This window comes from Cupriavidus sp. GW822-FHT06G04 (genome assembly GCF_058799075.1).
This window is the reverse complement of sequence record NZ_JBXALD010000003.1, coordinates 215502-238579: the sequence shown is the minus strand read 5'-3', so window position 1 is coordinate 238579 and position 23078 is coordinate 215502. Positions and strand designations below refer to the sequence as shown.

At 64.7% G+C, this 23078-nt stretch carries 24 protein-coding genes; 14 read left to right on the top strand and 10 right to left on the bottom strand.

The annotated features are described in order from the left end of the window. Positions 1–85 precede the first annotated feature (85 nt). Positions 86–817, top strand: coding sequence for a TetR/AcrR family transcriptional regulator (locus AC1RKI_RS08390; RefSeq protein ID WP_492796047.1), 732 nt, complete (start codon positions 86–88; stop codon positions 815–817). Here the strand turns inward: AC1RKI_RS08390 and AC1RKI_RS08385 are convergent. Genes AC1RKI_RS08385 through AC1RKI_RS08370 form a run of 4 tightly spaced genes read right to left on the bottom strand, consistent with a single transcriptional unit; the run spans position 814 to position 4128 of the window. Beyond that, positions 814–1461, bottom strand: a complete 648-nt coding sequence (locus tag AC1RKI_RS08385; RefSeq protein ID WP_227461010.1) for an N-carbamoylsarcosine amidohydrolase — start codon at positions 1459–1461, stop codon at positions 814–816. The two genes, AC1RKI_RS08390 and AC1RKI_RS08385, sit on opposite strands and share 4 nt — an antisense overlap. Then, entirely contained in the window at positions 1454–2521 is a 1068-nt protein-coding gene (locus AC1RKI_RS08380) for a 2,5-dihydroxypyridine 5,6-dioxygenase NicX family protein (RefSeq protein ID WP_061954090.1), read from the bottom strand. The genes AC1RKI_RS08385 and AC1RKI_RS08380 overlap by 8 nt, the downstream gene beginning before the upstream one ends. A gap of 23 nt (positions 2522–2544) precedes the next feature. Further along, on the bottom strand, positions 2545–3363 hold the full coding sequence (locus tag AC1RKI_RS08375; RefSeq protein WP_061954088.1) for an alpha/beta fold hydrolase: 819 nt from the start codon (positions 3361–3363) through the stop codon (positions 2545–2547). 12 nt (positions 3364–3375) lie between these two features. Beyond that, a complete protein-coding gene (locus AC1RKI_RS08370; RefSeq protein WP_061954086.1) occupies positions 3376–4128 on the bottom strand; it encodes a maleate cis-trans isomerase family protein in 753 nt (250 codons plus the stop codon). A 330-nt stretch (positions 4129–4458) separates the two neighbouring features. On the opposite strand from AC1RKI_RS08370, the gene AC1RKI_RS08365 reads away from it, so the two are divergent. The 6 genes from AC1RKI_RS08365 (at position 4459) to AC1RKI_RS08340 (ending at position 11347) form a co-directional block, all read left to right on the top strand. Beyond that, positions 4459–5619, top strand: coding sequence for an FAD-dependent monooxygenase (locus AC1RKI_RS08365; protein WP_341248976.1), 1161 nt, complete (start codon positions 4459–4461; stop codon positions 5617–5619). A gap of 28 nt (positions 5620–5647) precedes the next feature. Further along, entirely contained in the window at positions 5648–6157 is a 510-nt protein-coding gene (locus tag AC1RKI_RS08360) for a (2Fe-2S)-binding protein (protein ID WP_061954082.1), read from the top strand. Beyond that, positions 6154–9027, top strand: a complete 2874-nt coding sequence (locus tag AC1RKI_RS08355; RefSeq protein WP_492796050.1) for a c-type cytochrome — start codon at positions 6154–6156, stop codon at positions 9025–9027. The genes AC1RKI_RS08360 and AC1RKI_RS08355 overlap by 4 nt, the downstream gene beginning before the upstream one ends. A 310-nt stretch (positions 9028–9337) precedes the next feature. Continuing rightward, the gene (locus tag AC1RKI_RS08350) at positions 9338–10633 is read left to right on the top strand and encodes an MFS transporter (protein ID WP_061954272.1); all 1296 of its coding nucleotides are present in this window, start codon (positions 9338–9340) and stop codon (positions 10631–10633) included. 241 nt (positions 10634–10874) lie between these two features. After that, positions 10875–11009 carry a hypothetical protein gene (locus tag AC1RKI_RS08345; RefSeq protein WP_263289883.1) on the top strand — a complete coding sequence of 45 codons (135 nt, stop codon included), beginning with the start codon at positions 10875–10877 and terminating at the stop codon, positions 11007–11009. A 20-nt stretch (positions 11010–11029) separates the two neighbouring features. Continuing rightward, on the top strand, positions 11030–11347 hold the full coding sequence (locus AC1RKI_RS08340; RefSeq protein ID WP_492796052.1) for a hypothetical protein: 318 nt from the start codon (positions 11030–11032) through the stop codon (positions 11345–11347). 47 nt (positions 11348–11394) lie between these two features. Here AC1RKI_RS08340 and AC1RKI_RS08335 read toward each other — a convergent pair whose 3' ends face one another. Next, on the bottom strand, positions 11395–12255 hold the full coding sequence (locus AC1RKI_RS08335) for a transglutaminase-like domain-containing protein (RefSeq protein WP_150980784.1): 861 nt from the start codon (positions 12253–12255) through the stop codon (positions 11395–11397). Positions 12256–12711: 456 nt separating this feature from the next. Between AC1RKI_RS08335 and AC1RKI_RS08330 the strand changes: the two genes are divergently transcribed. After that, positions 12712–13236, top strand: a complete 525-nt coding sequence (locus tag AC1RKI_RS08330; RefSeq protein ID WP_061954074.1) for a hypothetical protein — start codon at positions 12712–12714, stop codon at positions 13234–13236. Between the two features lie 53 nt (positions 13237–13289). Here AC1RKI_RS08330 and AC1RKI_RS08325 read toward each other — a convergent pair whose 3' ends face one another. Then, on the bottom strand, positions 13290–13796 hold the full coding sequence (locus AC1RKI_RS08325) for a nucleoside deaminase (protein ID WP_490713656.1): 507 nt from the start codon (positions 13794–13796) through the stop codon (positions 13290–13292). Between the two features lie 148 nt (positions 13797–13944). Here AC1RKI_RS08325 and AC1RKI_RS08320 point away from each other — a divergent pair, with 148 nt between their 5' ends. Continuing rightward, complete coding sequence (locus AC1RKI_RS08320; protein WP_244787931.1) at positions 13945–14859, top strand: LysR family transcriptional regulator; 915 nt, start codon at positions 13945–13947, stop codon at positions 14857–14859. 78 nt (positions 14860–14937) lie between these two features. After that, entirely contained in the window at positions 14938–15714 is a 777-nt protein-coding gene (locus tag AC1RKI_RS08315) for an enoyl-CoA hydratase (protein WP_227461000.1), read from the top strand. A gap of 78 nt (positions 15715–15792) precedes the next feature. Here AC1RKI_RS08315 and AC1RKI_RS08310 read toward each other — a convergent pair whose 3' ends face one another. The 3 genes from AC1RKI_RS08310 to AC1RKI_RS08300 all read right to left on the bottom strand — a co-directional run bounded on the left by AC1RKI_RS08310 (position 15793) and on the right by AC1RKI_RS08300 (position 17469). Then, entirely contained in the window at positions 15793–16221 is a 429-nt protein-coding gene (locus AC1RKI_RS08310; protein ID WP_150980698.1) for a MarR family winged helix-turn-helix transcriptional regulator, read from the bottom strand. Between the two features lie 93 nt (positions 16222–16314). Further along, positions 16315–16974: a response regulator transcription factor gene (locus AC1RKI_RS08305; protein WP_227460999.1), complete on the bottom strand. Its 660-nt coding sequence runs from the start codon at positions 16972–16974 to the stop codon at positions 16315–16317. A 108-nt stretch (positions 16975–17082) separates the two neighbouring features. Continuing rightward, entirely contained in the window at positions 17083–17469 is a 387-nt protein-coding gene (locus AC1RKI_RS08300) for a response regulator transcription factor (protein ID WP_061954066.1), read from the bottom strand. A gap of 238 nt (positions 17470–17707) precedes the next feature. On the opposite strand from AC1RKI_RS08300, the gene AC1RKI_RS08295 reads away from it, so the two are divergent. The 3 genes from AC1RKI_RS08295 (at position 17708) to AC1RKI_RS08285 (ending at position 20911) form a co-directional block, all read left to right on the top strand. After that, positions 17708–18709, top strand: coding sequence for a helix-turn-helix transcriptional regulator (locus tag AC1RKI_RS08295; protein WP_492796056.1), 1002 nt, complete (start codon positions 17708–17710; stop codon positions 18707–18709). Then, on the top strand, positions 18702–19136 hold the full coding sequence (locus AC1RKI_RS08290) for a DUF3331 domain-containing protein (RefSeq protein WP_150980692.1): 435 nt from the start codon (positions 18702–18704) through the stop codon (positions 19134–19136). The genes AC1RKI_RS08295 and AC1RKI_RS08290 overlap by 8 nt, the downstream gene beginning before the upstream one ends. 302 nt (positions 19137–19438) lie before the next feature. After that, positions 19439–20911 carry a sensor histidine kinase gene (locus AC1RKI_RS08285; RefSeq protein ID WP_492796058.1) on the top strand — a complete coding sequence of 491 codons (1473 nt, stop codon included), beginning with the start codon at positions 19439–19441 and terminating at the stop codon, positions 20909–20911. Positions 20912–21139: 228 nt separating this feature from the next. Here AC1RKI_RS08285 and AC1RKI_RS08280 read toward each other — a convergent pair whose 3' ends face one another. After that, entirely contained in the window at positions 21140–21403 is a 264-nt protein-coding gene (locus tag AC1RKI_RS08280; RefSeq protein ID WP_341248968.1) for a hypothetical protein, read from the bottom strand. A gap of 420 nt (positions 21404–21823) precedes the next feature. Between AC1RKI_RS08280 and AC1RKI_RS08275 the strand changes: the two genes are divergently transcribed. Then, entirely contained in the window at positions 21824–22996 is a 1173-nt protein-coding gene (locus AC1RKI_RS08275) for a GGDEF domain-containing protein (RefSeq protein WP_490713653.1), read from the top strand. Positions 22997–23078 lie beyond the last annotated feature (82 nt).

Below are 23078 nucleotides of genomic sequence, written 5' to 3'. Positions count from 1 at the left end.
ACTGGCAACGCGCTGACGGCCCACGCGCCGGCGCATTGCTGGAATTTGTTCGAACCTGTCGGAAACCATCCCCAACTCGGCCCGCATGCCCAAAGACATCACCACCGCCCGCGCCCGGCCCGGCACCCGGGCCCGCCAGGCCCAGGACACGCGCGCCAAGATCCTCAAGGCGGCCACCAAGGTTTTCGCCCAGCACGGCTACGACGGCGGGCGTATCGAGCGCATCTCGTCGCTGGCCAATACCTATGACCGGATGATCTATTACTACTTCGGCAGCAAGGAAAAGCTGTTTATCGAAGTGCTGGAGACCATCTACCTGCAACTCAACGAGGCCGAGCAGAAACTTGAACTCGATCCCGAAGACCCGCTCCGCGCGCTGACGCAACTGGTCGACTTTGTCTGGCGATACTACCTCGATCATCCCGAGTTCGTCGCCATTCTCAACAGCGAAAACCTGAGCCGGGCCCGTCACGCCAAAAAGTCGGTACGCCTGAACGAAATCTCGGCGTACGCGCTGTCGGTGCTGGACGGCATCCTGAAGCGTGGTGTGGGCGCCGGCGTGTTTCAGCCTGGTCTCACAGCGCGCGACGTCTACCTGATCATCGCGTCGCTGGGCTATTTCTACAACTCGAACCACCACACGCTGAGCGCTTTTCTGGGCGAGCCGATCATGAGCGAGGCGGCCATCGCGCATTGGCGTGACGTGATGCAGCGCACCGTGCTCAACGCCGTGTGCCACGGTGCGCAGATCCCGGCCGCAGAGACCGGCCACGTGCGCCGGCCACGCGGCCGCCCGCGCCGCGCGATGTCCGCCTAGGCCGCCGCCGACGCCACGTGCGGCACCGCTCCGATCGACGCGAGCGCAGCGTCGCGCGTCATCACGGTTGCGTACTTCTGCTCCATGTCGAACAGGTTCGCTTCATGCGGACCGATGGCGCGATCGCCAACGCAGTCGGACAGCACCAGCGGACGAAAGCCATACGACATCGCATCGACGACACTGGCGCGCACGCAGCCGCTGGTCACGCAACCGGCCACCAGCAACGTCTGCACACCACGCTGCGCCAGCCATGCCGCCAGCGAAGTGCCGAAGAACGCCGACGGCACAGTCTTGCGCACCACCAGCTCGCCGTGTGCGGGCGCCAGTTGCGGCACGATCTGGCTGGTGACGCCGTCCTCCTTCAGCGTCAGCATGCCGGGCACCTTGAGCGTGAAGATGTTGTGATCGGCGTCGTCGTCGGCAAACACGATGCGACTATGCGCGATCGGCCAGCCCAGCTTGCGCGCCGTGGCCAGCAGCGGCTGGGTATTGGCGATGGCGTCTGGAATATTGCCGCCGCCGAACACCGCCGGATCCGCAAAGCCGTTGACGAAATCGATGATCAGCAGCCCGTAAGGCGCCTTCGGCTCCATCGCGGTGCCAAAGCCCTGGCGACGATAGGTTTGTACTTCATCATGCATGAGCAGACTCCTGGCTGGCATGCGCGCCGCCGTCCAGCACCTTGCCGGCGGCCACCACCGGCTCGCCGTCGAGGCTGACGGTGCAACGGCGCAAAGGAATGTCGATATGGCAAGCGGTGGTGCGACTGCCGCCCGCCTCGTTGTTCGGTCCGAACGAGCAAAGGAAGTTGCCTTCGAAGGCGCGCGCGTCCATGCCGATGGTGGCCTCGCGGTCGTACATCGCCAGCGTGGACCAGCGCGCGCGTGGCTGCAGGCCCCAGCCGATATGCGACATCGCGTACGACTCCGGATCGTTGAACGACGCCATGTAGTCGGCCAGCAGCTCCGCATCGAGACCGCCTTCGATAGCGGTGACGTAACCGTTCCGGAGCGTGACGTGGATCGGCTCCTGCACGTAGGACTTCATCGGCAGCAGGATGTCGCCTCGGTCCAGCACGAGGTGGCCGTTGGTACCGCCTTCATTGGGCCACGTCAGCACGAAACCGCTGGGCCAGTGGTCCCAGCGGCCGGGCTCGTCGACGAAGCCGTACTCGCTGATGGCGGGAAATTCGCCCAACGCGCAGTGCAGGTCCGTTCCCGCTTCCGATGTAATGTGCATGCTGCGCGCGCGCCCAAGCCGCGCGGTCGCGGCCTTCACGCGCGTGCGGTCCGCCTCGGTGGGCACTAGTCGCGCCAGCACTTCGGGCGGCTCCACCGCCAGCAGAATCTTGGTGCCGGCCGACAGGATGTCGTGCTGTTCGGGCGAGAACAGCAGAGTCATCAAGTCCAGCACCAGATCGCTGGCCTTGAGCGCGGCGATGGCGGCACGATTGCCGGTCAGCGGCGTGGTGCCGAGATAGGCCAGCGCATCGCGGCTCAGCGCCTTCTCGCCATTGACAGGCGGAAGATCGAGCCGGTTGACGATGGCTCCCATCGACGCGGCAGCCACCAGCGCGGTGCGCAGCGTCTGCGGGTGCGTATCGGCGCCGGTCAACACCGTCACCGTCTGGCCCGCTTCAAGTTTGGACAGCGTGAGAACCTGCTTCCATGCGCAGGTCAGGTCGTAGTCACTGACAGCCATGCTTGGCTCCTTGCGGTGAGTGCTCAGTCTGCGAGCGGTGCGCCGAGAAATTCGCCGAACGCCTGATAGAAACCTGGCTCGTTGTCCCACGGAATCATGTGGCCCGCGTCGGGCACGCGCACTTCTTGCAAACCGGGACGCAGCGCGCGCAGTTCCTCCACATCGGCCGGCAGCACCACATCGCCGCGCGCCGCGGTGATCAGCAACGTCGGCACGCTCACGTGCGGCAGATCGGCGTGGATGTCATCGGTATGGAAACCTTCGAAACTCGCCAGCATGGCGCGTTCATCGCACGTGTGCAGCCATTCGGCGCGCAGCTGCCGCTGCTCCTCGGTCCACGTCGGGCAGAAGCGGCGCATGCCTTCGGCATCGGTGCCCTGCACGGCAAGGCGGATCGAATCGACATACCACGGCAACTGCGCGGGATACGGGCGACGCCCGGGTCCCGACACGGGCGGGTCGACCATTACCAGGCGCGTCAGTCCGGCAGGCGACGAGCGCGCCGCGCGGATGCCGATGCGTCCGCCCATCGAATGGCCGACGATCTGGTAGCGCGCCAATCCCAGCGCCTGGGCAAACGCGATGACGTCGGCCGCCTGGGCATCGAGACTGTAGTCGAGCGTGTCGCCGGCCGAAGACAGGCCTCGGCCACGCACGTCCAGTACATAGGTATCGAACTGCTTGCCGAACTGCTCGCCGACAAAGCCCCAGGTGATGGCCGGGCTGGTGATGCCGGGCACGATGATGACCGCATCGCGCCCGGTCCGTGCGCCGCCGTAGCGCAGGTAATGCTGGCGGATGCCGTTGGCGTGCACATTGCCGCCGTAGAGAAAGGTGCTCATCGATGGCTCCGTTCAGTACGCGCCCGACAGCAGCGTGCCGCCGCCCGGCACCACGGCCTCCAGATCGAGTTCCTTGAGCAGTGCATACGTGGTGGCGATGGCCGCGGTAATCACCGGCTTGCCGGTCATGGCCTCGACCTTTTCCACCACCGGCAGCGACGGCATCTGCACGCATGCCGACAGTACGACCGCATCCACATCCTTGGTGTTCATGGTGGCAACGATGCCCGGCAGTCGCGACGGATCGTGCCGGCCGACTTCGAGGTTGTCCGGGATCTCCAGCGCGCGCCATTCGACCACTTCGAAGCCTTCATGCTCGATGTAATCGACCACGAGTTCGGTCAGCGGCTTCATATAGGGCGCCACCAGCGCAATGCGCTTGGCGCCGATGACCTTGAGCGCATTGACCAGCGCACCGGCGCTGGTCACCACCGGCGCGCTGCCGCCGTTTTCTTCGGTGCGCGACTTCAGGCGCGTTTCCGACGTGCGATGGTAACCGCGCCCCATCGACATGATCGCGACCAGACAGGCATAGCCGAGCACATCGACGCGGGCGTCGCTCAACTCGAGTGCGCAGCGGTCGGATTCGGCGTCCATGGCGGCCAGTTCCTCCTTCTTGACCGTCTTCATGCGCATGCGGCTGGAATGAAACGTGAAGCGCTCGGGACGCACGAGTTGGCGAGCCGCCAGCATGGCCGGAATCTCGGTCTCCATCGTGGTGTTGGAACTGGGGACGATCTGTCCGATCCGGAAAACTTTCTGCACTTGTCACTCCATCGTCTGTGTCGTTGTCTACCCACTCGCCCTGCGGCGCGGGACGCATGGCGCACGGCTTGGCGCCCTTCCGGAAAATTCTAGTGTACACACCTTATTTTTACAACAACCATTCATTCTGGAAAACCCGCACTCATTCAGTGCCCTCTGAATGAATCAATCCCTTTAATGGCGCATTATTTCGCCATTTACGGGCATACATCGGATGTGTCGATTAAATCGTCAGGGTTTTCCACTAGCGCGGCAAAACCATTCTTTACTTGGAAATTTATGGTGTGTACACTCGATTTCAACGTGACAGACCAACTCAGGAGAGACGTCGTGCAAGGCAATACTCGAATTGCAGTGATCGGTGCGGGCCTGGGCGGGACGGCGGCAGCCGCCCTGCTCCAGCGTGCAGGGTTCAATGTGAAGCTGTATGAGCAGGCGCCGGCCTTTTCGCGCCTCGGCGCGGGCATCCATGTCGGGCCCAACGTGATGAAGATCCTGCGCCGCATCGGCATCGAGGACGCGATGAACGCGATGGGTTGCCATCCGGATTTCTGGTACAGCCGCGACTGGAAGACCGGCGAGGTGATCGCCCAGATTCCGCTTGGCGACTACGCGCTGTCGCATTACGGCGCCAGCTACCTGACGGTGCACCGCGGCGATTTCCACGCCTTGATGACCGAGGCCGTGGAACCCGCGCGTCTTGTATTCAACAAGAAGCTCGAAAGCGTCGAGGACCTCGGCGATGTCGTGAAACTGACGTTTTCCGATGGATCTGTCGAGGAAGCCGATATCGTGATCGGCGCCGACGGTGTCAATTCGCGCATCCGCGAGCACCTGCTCGGTGCGGAGCCGCCCAAATACACTGGCTACGTGGCGCACCGCGCGGTGTTCCCGATCTCGCGCGTCAAGGGCTTCACGCATGACCGCTGCACCAAGTGGTGGTCCGACGACCGCCATATGATGGTCTACTTCGACACCAAGCAGCACGACGAGATCTACTACGTGACCGGCGTGCCCGAGCCCGAATGGGACATGAGCAAGAGCTGGGTTCCCAGCAGTATCGAGGAAATGCGGGCCGCATTCGACGGATGGCACCAGGGCGTGCAGTCGCTGATCGAAGGCACCGTCGAAGTCACCAAGTGGCCGCTGCTGGAGCGCGACCCGCTGCCGCTGTGGAGCCGCGGCCGCCTGGTGCTGCTCGGCGATGCATGCCATCCGATGAAACCGCACATGGCGCAGGGCGCGGCAATGGCCATCGAGGACGCCGCGATGCTGACGCGCTGCTTCGTCGAAACGGGGCTGAGCGACCACGCCTATACTTTCGCGCTGTACGAGGCCAATCGCGCTGAACGCGCCAGCAAGGTGCAGAAGGTGTCGCACGACAACACGTGGCTGCGCACCAACGAAAATCCCGACTGGTGCTTTGGCTATGACGTGTTTTCGGTGCCACTGCGCGAGCCGACGGCACGGCCCGTGCCGGCTGCTGCCTGACCTGTAATCCAAACGCCCCCAACCACCGATGACCGCGCCCCGCCCCCTGAAGTTGCGCGTGAACCGGAACACACACGACGTATGTGTGGATCCGCAAACGCCGTTGCTCTACATCCTGCGCAATGACCTGGCCTGCAACGGCCCGAAATACGGGTGCGGACTGGGCCAGTGCGGGGCGTGCACGGTGCTGATCGATGGCGTGGCGGCACGCTCGTGCGTCGTGCCTACCGGCGCGGCGGTGGGGCGCGCCGTGACCACGCTGGAAGGACTGGGCACACGCGAGGCGCCGGATCCGGTGCAGCGGGCGTTTATCGACGAGCAAGCCGCCCAGTGCGGGTATTGCCTGAACGGCATGATCATGAGCACCAAGGCGCTGCTCGCAGTGAATGACGACCCAAGCGACGACCAGATCCGCGAGGCGCTGCGCTTCAATCTGTGCCGCTGTGGCACGCACATGGAAATCCTGCGCGCCGTACGTCGAGCGGCTGTGCTGGTACGCGAGTCGAGCGCGGCGCGCGAGTTCGAGACGCTCCGATGAACGCCCGCACACGCGAATCGGTACCTCTCGCGATACCGGCGGCAGCGCTGACCGGATATGCCGTACGGCCCGCCGATGGGCCTGCCCGGCTGGAGCGCTTCGACGCCGATGCCGCGCGCCGCTGCGCGGGCGTGGTCGATATCGTCGTGCGTGGCGACTTTCTTGGTGTGGTGGCTGCCACGCCGGAGCAGGCCTGGCATGCCGCGGCAGCGTTGCGGCCCGTCTGGCAATCGGCCACCACGTCGACGCTGCCAGCGGCCCCGCATGTCCAGCGCGTGGCTTCGCACGGCGATGCCGCCAATGCGCTCGCGCGCAGCGCGCAGCAGGTGGAGGCCACCTATCGCTGGCCGTTGATCAGTCCGCGCCCCGACGCGTCGGGCGCCGCCACGGCCGACTGGCGCGATGGTGAACTTCACGTATGGCTTGCCTGCTCCCAACCTGGCGCGCTACGCATCCATTTGGCAGCATTGCTCGGCATCGCGGAATCCCGCGTATCGATCGTCTGCGATGCGGACCCGCCGTCGTATCACGATGACTTCTGCGCGCAGCAGGCCGCTGCCGACGCAGCGCTGATGGCGCACGCGGCAGGACGCGCGGTGCACGCCACGTTCCATGCCGCGGATGCCGGCATGCGCGGTCCGAAACTGACGCTCGACGTCGCCAGCGCGCTAGCCCCGGAGGCGGTGTACCGCGTTGTCGCGTCGGCAACGCACCAAGGCAGCGTTCCGCTCGCGCTCCAGCAGATCGGCGTCGTGCCGCCATTGGCGGACGCGGCGCAGATCGACCCAAGCCTGGTGCCGCCCTATGCCGTCCGGCACCTCGATGTCTCGGCGACATTTCCGCTCGATGTGCCGGTCGATATCGCTGCGCGCGGCCATGTCTTCGCTCATGAATCCCAGCTCGATGAACTGGCGACGCAGTCGCAGCTGGACCCCGTGGCACTACGGCTGCAATGGCTCGACGATGCCCAGGGCATCCAGTTGATCGAACGGGTGGCCGCGCAATCCGGCTGGCAAGGGCCGCTGCAAGGCCATACGCACCCGGACAACGGCATTCGCCGCGGACGTGGCTTTGCCTACGCCAGCGTGATCGATGTCGAGAGCGGCCGCCCGGCGCGCACGTGGTCGGCATGGGTGGCGGATGTGGAGGTCGACGGGCGAACCGGCGATATCAGCGTCACGCGCGTCACCGTCGGGCACGAGCGTGAGGCGCGCCAACCCGACGCACAGCCGCACCCTACCGCGCTGCGCGACGACGTGACCACCGCTACACGGCAACTGATGGCAGGCGGCCGCAGCTATGACGATTGGGGCGCGGGTGGCGCAGCCGAAGACACCTTTGCGCTGGCCGCCCAGGAACCCGGCCACGCACTTGCCGCGCAACCGCGCGTCGAGATCGTTGGCGCGCTGGCGGGGGGCGCGGCGGCAACGCTGCCGGCCGCCGCGGCCGTGGCTAACGCGATTCACGATGCCACGGGCGTGCGCCTGCGCGAGCCACCGTTTAGCGCCGGCCAGATCCGGCAAGCGCTGGCCGATCAATCCGCATCACGGAGCCAGCCGCCCAAGCGGCGCTGGCTGCTGGCCGCGCTGGCACCGTTGACCGCCTTGGCCGGCCTGTGCGCGACGGTCATGCCGTGGCGGGCGCCCATCGCGCCGGTGGCGCCGCCCGAAGCCGGTTTCTATTCCGCCGCCACGCTCGAACGCGGACGGCTGGTGGCCGCCGCCGGCGATTGCGCGGTGTGCCACACGGCGCCCGGCGGGGTCCGCAACGCCGGCGGCCTGCCGCTTGAAACACCGTTCGGCACCGTCTACAGCACCAACATCACGCCTGACGTCGAGACCGGCATCGGCAACTGGTCCTTCGCGGCGTTCGAGCGCGCGATGCGCGAAGGCATTCATCGCGACGGCCGGCACCTGTATCCGGCTTTCCCGTACACCGCCTTTGCAAAAGTCAGCGATGCCGACATGCAGGCGCTGTATGCCTATCTGATGGCGGCCGAACCGGTTGTGTCCCGGCCGCCCGAAACACGGCTCGATTTCCCGTTCAACCTGCGTCCCGCACTGGCCGGATGGAACACGCTGTTCCATCGCAACGAGCCGTTCACGCCCGACGCGAACCGCTCGGCACTGTGGAACCGTGGCGCCTATCTTGCCGAAGGTCCGGGACATTGCAGCGCCTGCCACTCGCCGCGCAATGCACTGGGCGCCGAAAAAGGCGGCAAGGCATATCTCACCGGCGGAGAGGCCGAGGGATGGGAAGCGCCGGCCTTGACGGCGCTGTCCAAGTCGCCACTGCCGTGGACCGAGGAGGATCTGTTCCAGTACCTGCGCACGGGATATGCGGCGCGGCACGGTGCGGCCGCCGGCCCGATGGCACCGGTCGTCGAAAGCCTGCGTGAGCTTCCGGAAAGCGATGTGCGGGCGATCGCGCATTACGTGGCGTCGTTCGGCACGGCGTCCAGCCAATCCGCGGACGAGCCGGATACGACGCAGGTTGCTGAGGTGGAAGCGCGCAGCGATGCCGCAGCACTGCGGCTTTCAGGCGCCACCGATCGCCTCTATCAGAGCGCGTGCGCGGTATGTCATCAAGGCAATGCCGGCGTGCCGCAGTTCGGCGTCAAGCCGTCGCTGGCGCTGAACAGCAATCTGCACAGCACGCGGCCAGACAATGTGATTCAGGCGGTGCTGCACGGCGTATCGGCGCCGCCGCACGCGGGTATCGGCTATATGCCGGGCTTTGCCGACAGCCTCGACGACGCACAAGTCACGCAGCTCGTGCATTACCTGCGCGACCGCTTCGCGCCGGACCAGCCGCGCTGGCATGGCGTGGAGGAGACGGTCGCGAAGATTCGCAAGCAGTCCACGCATTGAGGACGCCGTGCGTTGCAATGATGCGCTGGCGCACCACAAAAACGCGGGCGCCAGCAGCAGACGTTTGGAAGTGAAGCAGTAGAGAGAATCGATGCCAAATCGATCGCATGACGGCTGGCGCGGACCTTGCGAGAACAGCGAGACCGCCCGGCACGGCCAGATCTCGGGTAGACAAACCACGGCGGACACGCCATAAGGAGCGACAATGCAATCCCCGTATCACGACCTCGCAGCTGCCCTGCCCCCTGCGGCGGCTGCGACCCCACGTTCCGAACGCGCGGCGCACAGCGCGTCGTCTGCGGCCGTATCGCTGGAAAGCGGCATCCGCGCTGCGGGCGTCGGCAAGTTCCAGTACCGTCTGTTCGTGATCTTCGGCCTGGTGTGGTTGGCCGATGCAATGCAGGTGCTGTCTATCGGCTTCAGTGCGCCGTCGATTGCCAAGACGTTCGGCATCACGGTGCCGCAGGCGCTGCAGACCGGCACGTTCTTTTTCGTGGGCATGCTGATCGGTGCGTTCGTGTTCGGGCGCCTGGCAGACCGCATCGGCCGCCGGCCCGTGCTGATGATGGCTGTGGTCATCGACGCCGCGTGTGGCGTGGCGTCGGCCTTCGCGCCGGAAATGGCATGGCTGCTTGCACTGCGCTTTCTGACGGGCATCGGCGTGGGCGGCACGCTGCCGGTCGACTACACGATGATGGCCGAATTCCTGCCCAGCGACCGCCGCGGCCGCTGGCTGGTGCTGCTCGAATCGTTCTGGGCCATCGGCACGATCTGCCTGGCGCTGCTGGCGCTGGCTGCACTGTCCTACGGTGATCAGGCTTGGCGCGTGATCTTCCTGGTCACCGGCGTGCCGGCGCTGATTGGCGTGGTGCTGCGCTTCTACATTCCCGAATCGCCGATGTTCCTGAATCGAAACGGGAAGTCCGACCAGGCGCGCAAGGTGCTGGAGCGCGTGGCGAAGGTGAATGGCAACAACGTGGAGATCCCGCCGCTGCAATCGGAAGCCGCCGCGCCGAAATCGATCTTCGCGCTGTTCTCGGGAAGTTTCCGCCGACGCAGCATCGCGTTGCTGGTGGCATGGGCGCTGATCTCGATCGCCTACTACGGCGTATTCGTCTATCTGCCCATCAAGCTCAGCGCGGAAGGCTTCGGCTTCATGCGCGGGCAAGTGTTCCTCGTGGTGCTGGCCATCGTGCAACTGCCGGGCTTTGCATTGTCGGCCTATGGCGTGGAGCGCTGGGGACGCAAGCCGACGCTGATCGGATTCCTGCTGCTCAGCGCGGTCGGCTGCATGCTCTATAGCCTTGGCACAGCGCCGACAGTGGTGATCGGATCGACGCTGCTCATGAGCTTCTCGCTGCTTGGCACGTGGGGCGCGCTGTACGCCTTTACCCCCGAGGTCTATCCCACCGACCTCCGCGCCACGGGCATGGGCACGGCCGGCGCGGTCGCGCGTTTCGGCGGTCTGTTCGCCCCGGCGATCATCGCGCCGGTGATGGCCACGCACTTCACGCTGGCACTGGTAATGATTTCCACCATGCTGCTGATCGGCGCATTCGCGATTGGCGCGGTCAACGTCGAATCCAAGGATCGCGCGCTCGATTGAGCGACGGCGTCTGCCGGCTCGCCTCAGCGCGGGCTGGCGACGAAGCACGACGATTGGCCTCGGACGAAGGCGCGGAACGTGTGTCATACAGCGCTTCCTCAACGGAATCGTCGTATCGCGCGTCGGTCGCCCCGCATGATTCGTCATCGGATGCAGGCGACCGCCAAAAAAGATATCCCGTTGCCGCTCGATTAAGAGCGTATGCTGGGCGCATCATCGAAGCGACATCAGGAGATGCACCATGGCAAAGAGTCAATTGCGCGGCAATCGCGAAGCCAAGAAGCCCAAACAGCCGAAGAAGCCCGTGCTACCCGCCAGTCCATTTGGTGCGGTGCACTCGCGCGTCGGCAATGACGGCGTGGGCAAGAAGAAGTAATTTCAGCGGGGCGCAGCATCATGATCTATCGCCACACCGAACGAACGTTCCGCGGGCTGCCGCTTACGGCGGAACAGCAATCCGTCGTCCGCCACTATCAGCACCAGCGGCAGCGACTCGGAAAGCCGTGGAACACGCCGGAACTGGACGAGATGATCGAGGATATGCTGCAACCCCCTGGCGTCGACGACGACGGCGAATCCGATTTGATAGCCCAATCGTCGGCCGCCGCCGAGCGGGCCGCCGGCTTTGTCGACCAGGATATGGAACCCGTTGAAGCCTTTGAAGAATGGCAAGCGGCGATGGAATCCGAAGCCATGAAAGGCGACAAGCGCTGATCCCGCATGGCGCACCGGCGCCGACCGACGGGGGCCGCGTGGCACGGCTACCACGTGGAAATGGCTTTTGTCGTGAACACCGGTAATTCAATGCCCGCCGCCGCATCGGTCATCGGTTCGATGCTAACCAGCGGCGCTTTCGATTCCACTCTGCCAAAGATCGCCGCGAACGGCATATCGGCGGCATCGCGGCCGGTGCCGATGCGCAGCAGCCCCGTGGGGATCGACACACCAGATGGATCGAACAGATACCACTGGTGGGACAAATACACTTCCACGACCGCATGGAAATCGGGCGGCCCAGCACCGGGGTCCGCACCATAGTCGAGGCTGCTTGACATGCGTGCCGGGATACTCAGCGCCCGGCAGATCGCAATCATCAGATGCGCAAAATCCCGGCATACGCCCGTGCGCTCCACCACAGTATCGACTGCCGACGTGCGCTCGTTGGTGGACCGCGAAAGAAACCGTACATGATTGCGCACCCATTCCCGAATGGCATATACGCGCGCATAGCCGCGCGGCATCGCGCCGAACTCCCGCATCGCAAATTCCATCAGGCAATCGGACTGGCAATAGCGGCTCGGCGCCAGATACGGCCAGACATCGAACGGCAACTCTGCCACCGGCACTTCGGATAGCCGCTCGCTGTCGTCGAGGCGATGATCGATGTCGACAACCGCCTCGTACTGGATCGCGATCTCTCCCTTCGGCAACTGCATCCTGAGCATGCGGTTGCACAGTACAGGGTCCGTAAAACGGTCAACGCGCGCCGACGGCGGCAACACCAGTTTCTCGCCGACGACAAACTGCCGGGATGTTTTGGCGGCCTCGATGTTCAGCAGGAAGTCCACCTGAGGATCGATGACTTCGTAGGCGAGGCTCACCGAGTAGCGCAGACGGATCATTGCGGCCCTTATGTTCACGGCGATCGGATGAAAGAGACGGATGCGGCTTGCCGCGAACGCCTGGGGTCCAGTGTAGTGCGAGGACGATCTCCGCGCGCATCGCCGGCCGAATGAATAACACTTATGGGCAGCTCGTTTGTAAGCCATCCGCCGCCTATACTGAAAACGCGTGGCGGCCGCGAATCCCGGTGGTTCGCGCCCCGCCCCCACTCGTTTCCGGGCATTCCCCCTCGACGACGTCTTGGACCCGTGACTCCATTTCCGTCACGCATGGGGACTTTCGGAAAACGACATGCCAGATGCCGCGCGGCGACCGATGCTCGCCCGCTTCCATATATTCCCCATCAACGCCTGCTTCGGGTTTTCAGCCACCCGGCCACTTGTCGCTTGCCCGCGCGGTCGACGCGCGATGCGCGCGATATCGCCGGGCGTCACCCGTCGAGCGGAGGTCACCCCATGAAAGCACTGCTGTATTTCCAACTCGACGATATCGCGACCGCCCGCACCCTCATCACGCGAATCGGCGAGCTGGACGAAACCTCCACGCATCACGCCGAACCGTGGTTTGTGAGCGCAGATGGGCAACCGGTAGACGGATTACCGCGCATCCATGCCACGCATACCACCTATAGCGATGAAATCGCGCTGGCCGCGGCGTGTGCCGGGGCCATCGTCGGCACGCTCGCGGTATTTCACTACGGGGTATTTCACGGCACGGGATCGATGCTCCTTGCCTACGCGGGAGGCCTGACGCTCGGCGCCATGCTTGGGTGGTGGATTGGCGCGCTGGCAGGCGCCAAGATCGAGCGCGCCGGGCTGCGGCGCCAACGGCGCCAGTTGATGCCGGGTCAGATGGCGATGGTTGTGCTGTGCGCCGCGGAATCGCGGGAGACCGTGCGCGCGCTGGTTTGCGAGCAAAGCGGCGTGGCCGAAACCGATGCCCCGATGCCGCACGCCAGATGGACCTTGTGGAGCGCGTGACTACGCATGGCCGACTCCATATCCTGATCGACGCGCCAGATCGCAACGCTTCTCTAGCGCCAGAATCCCGCGTGCGGCGCGGCCGCTTCCTCTTCCAACATCGGGCCCGCCACGGCAATCTTGCGCTGGCCGCGCGCAAAAACCTCCCGGCACGGCAGCGCAAACGTGGGGTTCTCGGCGTGGTCGCCGGTCAGATTCAGCAGCGCATGTTCCGACAGCGCATAGACCACGCGGCCGATTCCTGTCCAGTAAACCGCTCCCGCGCACATGCAGCACGGTTCCGCGCTGGTGTACAGCGTGCAGCGCGCAAGCTGCTCGGGTGGCAATGCACGCGCGGCGGCAGCCACGGCAACCAGTTCGGCATGCTGCGTGGGATCGCCTTCCGGCGGCATGGAATTGTTGCCCGCCGACGTGATGATATTGCCCACCTCGTCCGCCACCAGCGCGGCAAACGGATGCCGGCCGCGTTGCCGCGACTCATACGAGAGCGCGATCGCACGGCGCAGCAATTGAAGGTCGAGCGGCGAGACTGAATCGGCAAAGTCCGCGTGAGTCGTCATGCAAGGCTCCTGTCACTGAGGCGGGATAGCGGCGGTCGGTCATCGACCGTCAACGATGTTGCGTCGGATCGCGACGATGCGGCATCATCCCCCCAAACTTATGGGTACGACAAATCAGGAGACATCGATTTTTTCGATGGAACGCGCAATGCCATTTTCCATGGACCAGCTTCAGGTATTTACCGTCGTGGTCGAGACCGGGTCTTTTTCCGCAGCCGCGCGACATCTGGGAAAGACGCAATCGACCATCAGCAGCGCCATCGCGAATCTCGAGATCGATCTCGGCGTGACGCTGTTCGATCGCACCAGCCGCAATCCCGCGCTTACCCAAGCCGGGCGCACCTTGCTGACGGAAGCCCACGCCGTGCTCGAGCGCTGCCTGTCGCTCGGAGCGCACGCCGCCAGCCTGGCTGACGCCAATCCCGTCGAACTGACGCTTGCGATCGAAATTCCCTACAACACGGTGATGCCGGTACTGGTCGACTTCGAGCGCGAGTTTCCATATGTCGACCTCACGATCCGCAACCCCACCTATGGCGATGTCAGCGATCTGGTAAAACGCGGCGAAGCCAACCTCGGCGTCGCCTTCGCGCAGCCCGGTTATCCGCCGGAACTCACTTTTGTTCAGCTCGGCAAGCTGATCATGGCGCACGTCACCCATCCCGCGCACCCGCTGGCCAGCCTCGATGCCGTGACCTTTGCGGACTTGCACGCCCATCGACGTCTTGCATTCAGCGCGCATGCCGACAAGCTGCCCACCACCGAATATCTGCGGGCCACCCGCACCTGGCAGGCCGAAAGTTATCTCGCATTAATGGAAATGGTCAGCAACGGTCTTGGCTGGGCAACGCTGCCACGCCAACTGATCCGCGAGGCGCTTGCCAAGGGCGAGCTTGTCGAACTCCAACTGGCTGCCTATCCGTACACCGACTGGCTAGTGGGCGTGGACCTGTTATGGCGCGCCGCTGGCCAATGCAGCCGTGCAGAACGCTGGCTACGGCAGCGCTTCCAGCAGCACATGATCTTCGAGGTCGGTGCGGGCGGACAAAAGACAGTCCGATGAGCAGCTCCAAAGTCCGGCGTTTACTTCGCATGCAAACCATATATACTTCGCATGCGAACTTAACATTGGAGAAATCGGATGGCTTCGGAGATTCAGATTGAACAGGCTGGCAGCGTACTGACCATTACGCTGAATCGTGCGGACAAGAAGAACGCGCTGACGAATGCAATGTACGGGGCGCTCGCTGATGCGATCGAACAGGCCGCGCACGACGATGCGGTGCGGGTGATGCTGCTGCAGGGGGAAGGCGACAGCTTCACGGCTGGCAATGATGTCGGAGAGTTTGCTGCGATTGCGTCGGGCATGCACAGCGGCGAGCGGCATGTGCATCGGTTCCTTCATGCGCTGGCGAAATCGGCCCTGCCGATCGTAGCCGCCGTGCATGGCAAGGCAGTCGGCATCGGCACCACCATGCTGCTGCACTGCGATTACGTCCTGCTGGCCGAGGATGCCGAACTGATCACGCCATTCGTCAATCTTGCGCTCGTACCGGAAGCGGCGTCGAGCTATTTGCTGCCGCTTCGCATCGGACACGCGCGTGCGTTCGAGATGTTCGCGCTCGGCGGCCCACTCGACGCACAGACGGCCGTGGCATGGGGGATCGCAAACAAGGTCTGCAGCAACCAGACGCTGCGCGCCGATGCACGGCGCGTGGCCGAACAACTGGCCGAGAAGCCCGCCGGATCGCTGCGCGCGATGAAGCGGCTGATGCGCGAGGCGGAAGCGTTGATTTCGCAGATGGATGCCGAGAGCGCCGTATTTCAGGAGCGCCTGGGCAGCGCGGAAGCGAAGGAAGCGTTCATGGCCTTTGCACAGAAGCGCAAGCCGGATTTTTCGAAGATCGCCCAGCGCTAGGCATTGAGGCAAGGCGCGTCAACCCGGCCTGAGCGAAGCGCGTTTGCGCCGGGCACGCGAAGAACGGCACCACTGCCTTCAGCCCTCGTCAGCCACCGGGAACTTGGTCTGCAGGCTGGTCAGCCACCGCGCTACCACGTCGATCTCGGCCTCGGTGAAGCCGTCGGTCAGAATCTCGTTCAGATCCTTCATGCGGGATTTGGAGCGCTGGCGCGCGAGCCTGCCGGAATCGGTCAGCCACAGGCGCGAGACGCGGCGGTCGGCATCGTCCGCGCGGCGCTCGATCAGGCCGGCCTTCTCGGTACGGTCGGCCAGCCCGCTCATGCCGGGCGCTCCCAGGTCCAGCGCGGCCGCGGCCTCGCTCATCAACGCGCCGTCATGGGTGCCCAGGTAGAACAACAACCCCGCTTGCGCGGCCGTCACCCCGCCAGTGGCCGCGCGCGCTTGAGAAAAGCGTTGCAGGCGGCGCTGGCCGACATTCATCAGATAGACGAGCCGATGTTTCATATTTGCGCTGGACGAGGATGCCGGTGAATTGATTCGCATGCGAATCATATCATCGCCAGTGCGCCACGAGCTGTCTCTGTGTGGAAAGGTGGGTTATCGGACGGCGCTCTGGCCGCCGGCGTCAACGATGCCCAGCGCCTCGGCCTTGAGGACGAAATCGGCGAGCGAACGGGCGCCCATTTTTTTCATCGCCTGCGCGCGGTGGATCTTTACGGTGATCTCGCTGAGCTGCAATTCGGCGGCAATCTGCTTGTTCAGCAGGCCGCGCACCACGTAGGCCATGATTTCCTTCTCGCGCGGCGTGAGTTCGGCGTAGCGTACGCGCAGGTCCGCCTCGCTGCGATGCGCATGGCGACGCGCCACATCACGCGCCAGCGCGCTTTCCACGGCGTCCAGCATGTCCTGATCGCGAAACGGCTTGGCCAGGAAGTCGGTCGCGCCGGCCTTCATCGCCTTGACGGACATCGCGATGTCACCGTGGGCGGTCATGAAGATGATCGGGATCGGCATGTTGCTGGCGGCAAACTGCTCCTGCACGGCCAGACCGCTCTGCCCCTTGAGTCGCACATCGAGGATCAGGCAACTGGGCGCGTCCGCCAGCGGCGCGGCCATAAAATCGGCCGCGCTGGAGAAGGCCGCCACCTGATAGCCGACCGAGCGCAACAGCATCGACACCGCCGTGCGCATCGATTCGTCGTCGTCCACCACGTACACCATCGACGGATGGCTGCCGGAAAAAGCCGCAGTATTCATGGATTCACCTTCGTTCCGAAGCGGCAGCCCCATATGAAAGCTGGCGCCTGGCTGGCCCGGTTTTGTCGGGATGCCTCGCTTGCCCGGCGCGCCTGTCGCGGGGCGTTCTTATGGGCGGCGGGACAGCGACCCCGCCAGCACGCCTTCCAGGCAGTCCTGGATTTCCGCGCCGACGACGGGCTTGCACAGAAAAGCCACGGCGCCGGCGCGAAGCGCCTCACGCCGAATGGCATCGGTGCAAAACGCGGTGATGAATATTACCGGAACATCGCTGCCCCGCGTATTCAGAATCCGCAGCATCTCCAATCCACTCATCACCGGCATCTGGATATCCGAAATGATGCACGTGACCGGAGTGGCTTCATTGGCGTCCAGGAAATCCTGCGCGCACGCGAAGGTCTGCGCCTGCCAACCCAGTGAACGCACCAGTCGGGAAGTCGCAGCGCGTATGGAATCATCGTCGTCAACGATCGCGACGATCAGGTTCTTGGCCAAACCGGTACCTCACTACTGTCTTGTGCGGCCATGTTAACCACCTCGGCCCACGCCCAACACTATGCCTTGGTATAGGAGGCCGGCAAGGCCGCCGTCGATGGCCGTGCATGCACCCTGCGTTGGACCCCGGTCATACCTTGGTTTAATGCCGCACTACCCAGTCGGCAATTGTGTGCAACCCGCGCCGCTTCTACGATCTGGTTAATCGACACGTCAGTAGCCGCCAGGGGAGCTTGTAATGACACATGCATCGACCATAGAACCTGAACTGCCCGCGCCCCTCCAGCGCGGGATGCGCCGTTCGGGTGCAACGCCAGGCAGAGGCCCGGCGCCCGCACCAGGCTTTGTCCAGCGCGAACGGCAGTGGCGCCAGCCCCCGGGCGCAGCGTCGCGGCAGGACGCCATTGTGGTGTCGCGCTGGACCAGCGACGGCGACGCCCCGGTATCGGTGTCCCACCCCGGCGATCCCGAGCGCCATTGCATCACGCTGGTGCTGCGGTCCACGTCGATGCGGCTGGTATGCGGCGGCAAGCTGATCCTCGACGGACGCGTCAGCGCTGGCGCCATCCAGGTCACCGCCCCCGGCACGGCGGCCAGCGCCGTTTATGGCAGCGCCAGCGATGTCCTGCACCTGTTCGTCCCGCAAGCGGTGCTGGACGCGTGCTATCTGGACCAGTTTGGCGAAGAGCCCGACGATGCGGCGCGTATCGACGATCCGTCCCTTTACGCTGATCCCGCGCTGGAGCGGCTGGGCCAGGGCCTGGCCGTCGCGCACGCGCAGGACCCGGGGCTGGGCCGGATCTTCGCCGATAGCGTGGCCATGGCGATCGTGGCCCGCGTGGTGGCAAACCATTTCCAGCGCGCCGCATCGGCCGCGCGCGCGCGCATCGCGCTGCCCCAATGGCGTCTGCGTCGTGCGATGGAATTCATCGATGCCAACCTGGCCGCACCGATCGGGCTTGCCGACATCGCACGCAGCACCGGCCTGACGCGCATGTACTTTGCCGCGCAATTCCGGCTCAGCACCGGCATGCGGCCGCACGAGTACCTGGTGCGCCGGCGCATCGAACACGCGCAGGACCTGCTGCGCCATGGCCGCGGCAGCATGCTTGAAGTAGCCATGCATTGCGGGTTCCGATCCCAGGCGCACTTCACCACGGTGTTCAAACGGTTTGTCGGTCACACGCCCTACTCGTGGCGTGTCAAGGTCACCTCTCACGCGGAGCCCTCACATGGTTGATACCCTGACTGCGCGGCCCAGCCGCCGCGAACATGCCGAAACCCACGACGCCGCATGCCATGCGTGGCTCCATACAATCGCCCTGCTGCATCCGCAGAGCGCGTTGCGCGCGTCGTGCACCGGGGACGGCGCCCACGCGGCGCGCGCCCACGCGCCCATCGTCACCGTCATCGAACGACCCAGCGCAACCACGGCGGTAGTGAGCTGGCGCGATGCGACGCACTGCCGCTACGGCGCACAGGTCTGGACGCTTGGCCTGGCGCGCGCGGCCGGCGTATGCGCGCTGACCGGCCAGCCGATCGCAAAGGCCGACACCGTGTACCGGCCGCAACGCACCCGCACGCCCGCGCTCAATGCCGACGCCATGATCCGGGCTCAAGCCATGCACGAGGCCTGCCTCGTTATCGCCGCGCCTACGGCGCGCTGACGCACCATCTTTACCCTGCCACGCGCCGCCGGACCCAGAACGGCGGCCGCCAGGCCCGCCATGCCATCCACGGCGCGGCCGCCGAACCATCCAGCATCCCGACCGATGCGATATGGCCCATCATGGCGCATCATCGACGGCCGGGATTTTGCCGCACGACGATACTTTCAAAAATGCCCAGACATCACTCATACTTTCATATGATTTATCGAGCAGTCATTCAGGGCTAATATTGGCTGCGGAACATGCCCCGGTACCGGGTGCGTGACTGCAAAAACAAGCAAGAGGTGAACGGCAGGGGCATGTACAACGCAACCACCAATCGGCTGCTTTTCGCTGTATCTGGCGCGCTGAGCGTCTGTGTGTTCGTCATCGACGCATTCACGCCTCTGGATTTCGCCGTCGCGGTGGTCTACGTGCTGGTGATACTGTTGACGGCGCTGACCGGATCGATCCGTGCCACGCGGATCGCCGCGGGCGCGGCGTTGGTGCTGACCGTGATCGCGTATGCGTGCTCGCCAAATCCCGACACCGATCATGGCCAATTGGCCCGCTTCCTGTTTGCGCTGCTGGCAATCGGCACCACCACGCTGCTGGCCCTGCGCAACCTGGCCGACATGGAGCGCTGCCGGCGCACCGAGGCGGCGCTGGCACGCAGCGAAGCGTTTCTGGCCGAAGCGCAGCGCCTGAGCCATACCGGCAGCATCGCCATCCGCGTGCCGGCGAATTCGATGGCATGGTCCGACGAGACCTATCGCATCTTCGACTACCCGCGGGGCGAGAAGCCGCATTTCAGCATGGTGCTGGCGCGTGTACATCCCGACGACCTGGCCGAAGTGCAGCGGGTCCACGGCGCCATGCTGGGCGGCACGCCTTCCGTGGACCTGCAGCATCGCCTGCTGATGCCCGATGGCGCTACGCGATATGTGCACCTGGTGGCGCGCCGGACCGGCCCGATGGGAGACCAGCACGACTACGTGGGCGCGCTGATGGATATCACCAACGCCTTCCACACCCAGCAGGCCCTGCATCGCACCATGACCGAACTGGCGCATGTATCGCGCGTGACAACGCTGGGCCAGCTTGCCGCATCGATCGCCCATGAAGTCACGCAACCGATGGCGGCCATCGTCACCTGCGGCGGGTCTGCGCTGCGCTGGCTGCAGCGTGCGCAGCCGGAGATTGCCGAGGCGACCGAATCGATCGAACAGGTGATACGCGACGCCACGCGCGCCAGCGACATCATTCGCCAGATCCGCGCCTTGGCGCAGAAATCGGAACCGAAGTACGTCGACATCGCGGTCGACAGGCTGATCGCCGATTCGCTCGAGCTGGTGCGCCGCGAACTGCAGGACCACCAGGTAGCGGCGATCGTCGATCTCGATGCCGACGACGCGCGCATCTACGGCGACCGCACGCAACTGCAGCAGGTGCTGGTCAATCTGATGGTGAATGCCGCTCAGGCGATGTCGAGCGTGGCGGGCCGTCGCCGTTTGACGCTGACCAGCCGGGTGCTGCCCGGCGACACCGTGCTGGTCGTGGTCAGCGATACTGGCCCTGGCATTCCGGCGCAGGCGATGGAACGGCTCTTCAATGCGTTTTTCACCACCAAGGCTGACGGCATGGGCATGGGGCTGTCGATCTGCCGAAACATCGTGGTCTCGCACGGCGGCAGCATCGAGGCCGAATCGCCGCCGGAAGGCGGAGCAAGGATCATCGTGCGCCTGCCGCTGCGTACCGCGGACGACGAGCGCGCGGAACAGGCGGCGGCCTGACTGCCGGTCCGCTCGCGCCATCCCGATACCGGAACTGGCTGCACGGTCCGACTGCGCAATTTCACGTCACCGACCATATCGCCGTGACATAGGCCATCGCGCAGCTTGCCGCGCACAGGCCGCACCACGCGGCCCCCAGTACGAAATGCGACGCGAGCCGGCGGCCTGTCGGCCGCGCTGGCCCCTCTGCGCCTGCGGCGAGAGGGGCGCCGAACTCCGGCTCCGCTATCATGCCGGCGCGTTGCCCGGAGGCGCAGAGACACCGCTCAGATCCTGCCCGGTGCGAATGAAGCGCCCCTGATCGGCAGGCGGCACGATGTAGCGCGCGCCTTCGGTGTATACATCGCGTGCACGGTCGATGTTGTACGTCTGGTGAGCTTGCGAGGCCTGATGCTTGGCTGGCTCGGCAGCGTTTGCCATGCCCGAGGCAATCGCACTGACGGCGGCAATGCCGCATGCCACGACGACTGGCAGAATGTGTTTTGCAATCATGGTGAACTCCTGAATGCCATCTCATCTGTGAAAGGCGGGCTCCATGCCGGAGCCTCCGCCGGGGCCTGCGGCGCAAGCCCGTGAACACATGGTATGCAGGGCCGTCACGCAGCGCATTCGTACCTCGGTTGTTCCCCAATAGTCGATTTGTTGGGACAAATCATGCTTTGGTTTGATGCGCCGGCTCGACGAATGACCGGGCTTCCGCAAAACCCACCGTCGCCGCGTTTGCCGCACCCGTTGTAGTCCCACGCCAACCATTGGTGCGATCGCAGCGGCGGCGGCATCCTCGCCGTTCTCCAGCGCTCGCCTGTCAGGCCCCCAGTGCTCGCTTTCCGCCTGCGGCAGGCTCGACCGATTTCCCACGTAAAATCCGCCGGCGGCCGCGATCCAACTCGGCGCAATGTCTTTACATTTCCGATGTACGTCGACCTCCTCACCCTTTATCTGCTTGCCACCGGCACACTGCTCGCCAGCGCCGCGATGATGTTCTGGGAGCAACGGTCCAATCCGACGCGTGGCAGGTCGCTGCGGATTCTGGCCGCGGGGTTCGCTACGCTGGCCCTGGGCTGCGCCGCCGCGCTGATGCGACGCAGCCTGCCCGGCGTGCTCGGATCGGCCCTCTGCAACCTGATCATGCTCAGCGGCTATCTGCTGGTGCTGGGAGGCGTGGCATCGCTGCGTGGCCGGCAGTACCGCGCCGCGTCGCTCGCCGTGCTCGTGGTCATGGCGTTGGTCTGGGCCGTTTCCGGCACACGCTGGCAGGACCTTGTCTGGTTCCATGTCAGCGCGCTGCCGATCGGGCTGATCAGCGCGATGACCGCGTGGGAAATGTACAAGTGCGATGCGATGAAGCCGCTGCATGCGCGCCACATCATCGTGGCGGTTACCAGCGTGCACGCATCGTTCTATGTCGCCCGGACATTCGTGCTGCCGTGGCTGGTGGCCCACTACGGCCCGGCGCTGCAATCGATGGCCAGTAAGATCACGGTGTATGAAGGGGTTCTCTATTCCGTTGTCCTGCCGATGGCGCTGCTCAAGCTGATCCGCGAGGAAACGCATCGACAGCTACTGTTGGAAGCGCAAACCGACTATCTGACACGGCTTGGCAATCGCCGCTGGTTCTTCGAACACGGTGCGCGCCTGGTTGACAGTCGCGGCGGCCGGGGTCCGCTTGCGGTGCTGGCGTTCGACCTCGACCACTTCAAGGCGATCAACGACGTATACGGCCACGCAATCGGCGACCGCGTATTGAAGGCGTTTGCAGATATTGCACGGGGCGTGATGGGCGAAGATGCGGTTTTTGCACGGATCGGCGGAGAAGAATTTGCCGCCCTGCTGCATGCGGACAAGGCGCGCAACGCAAAGGATGTCGGCGAAGCCGTGGCGCGTCGTTTCGCCGAGGCCATTGCGCAGCACGTCGACGGCATGGACGTCCCCGCCACCGTCAGCATTGGCATGGCGCTTTATCAGGACAGCGTGCCTATGCTTGCCGATGGACTTGCCGCCGCCGACCGGGCGCTTTATCGCGCCAAGGCGCTGGGCGGAAATCGTCTCGAATTTGCAGAAGAATCAGAATCGATAACCGCATAGCGACCGATTTGCGAAGCGGAAATGGTGGCATGCCGGCGGCGAATTCACGATTATTCGCAGGCATTTTCACCGCATGCGTCAA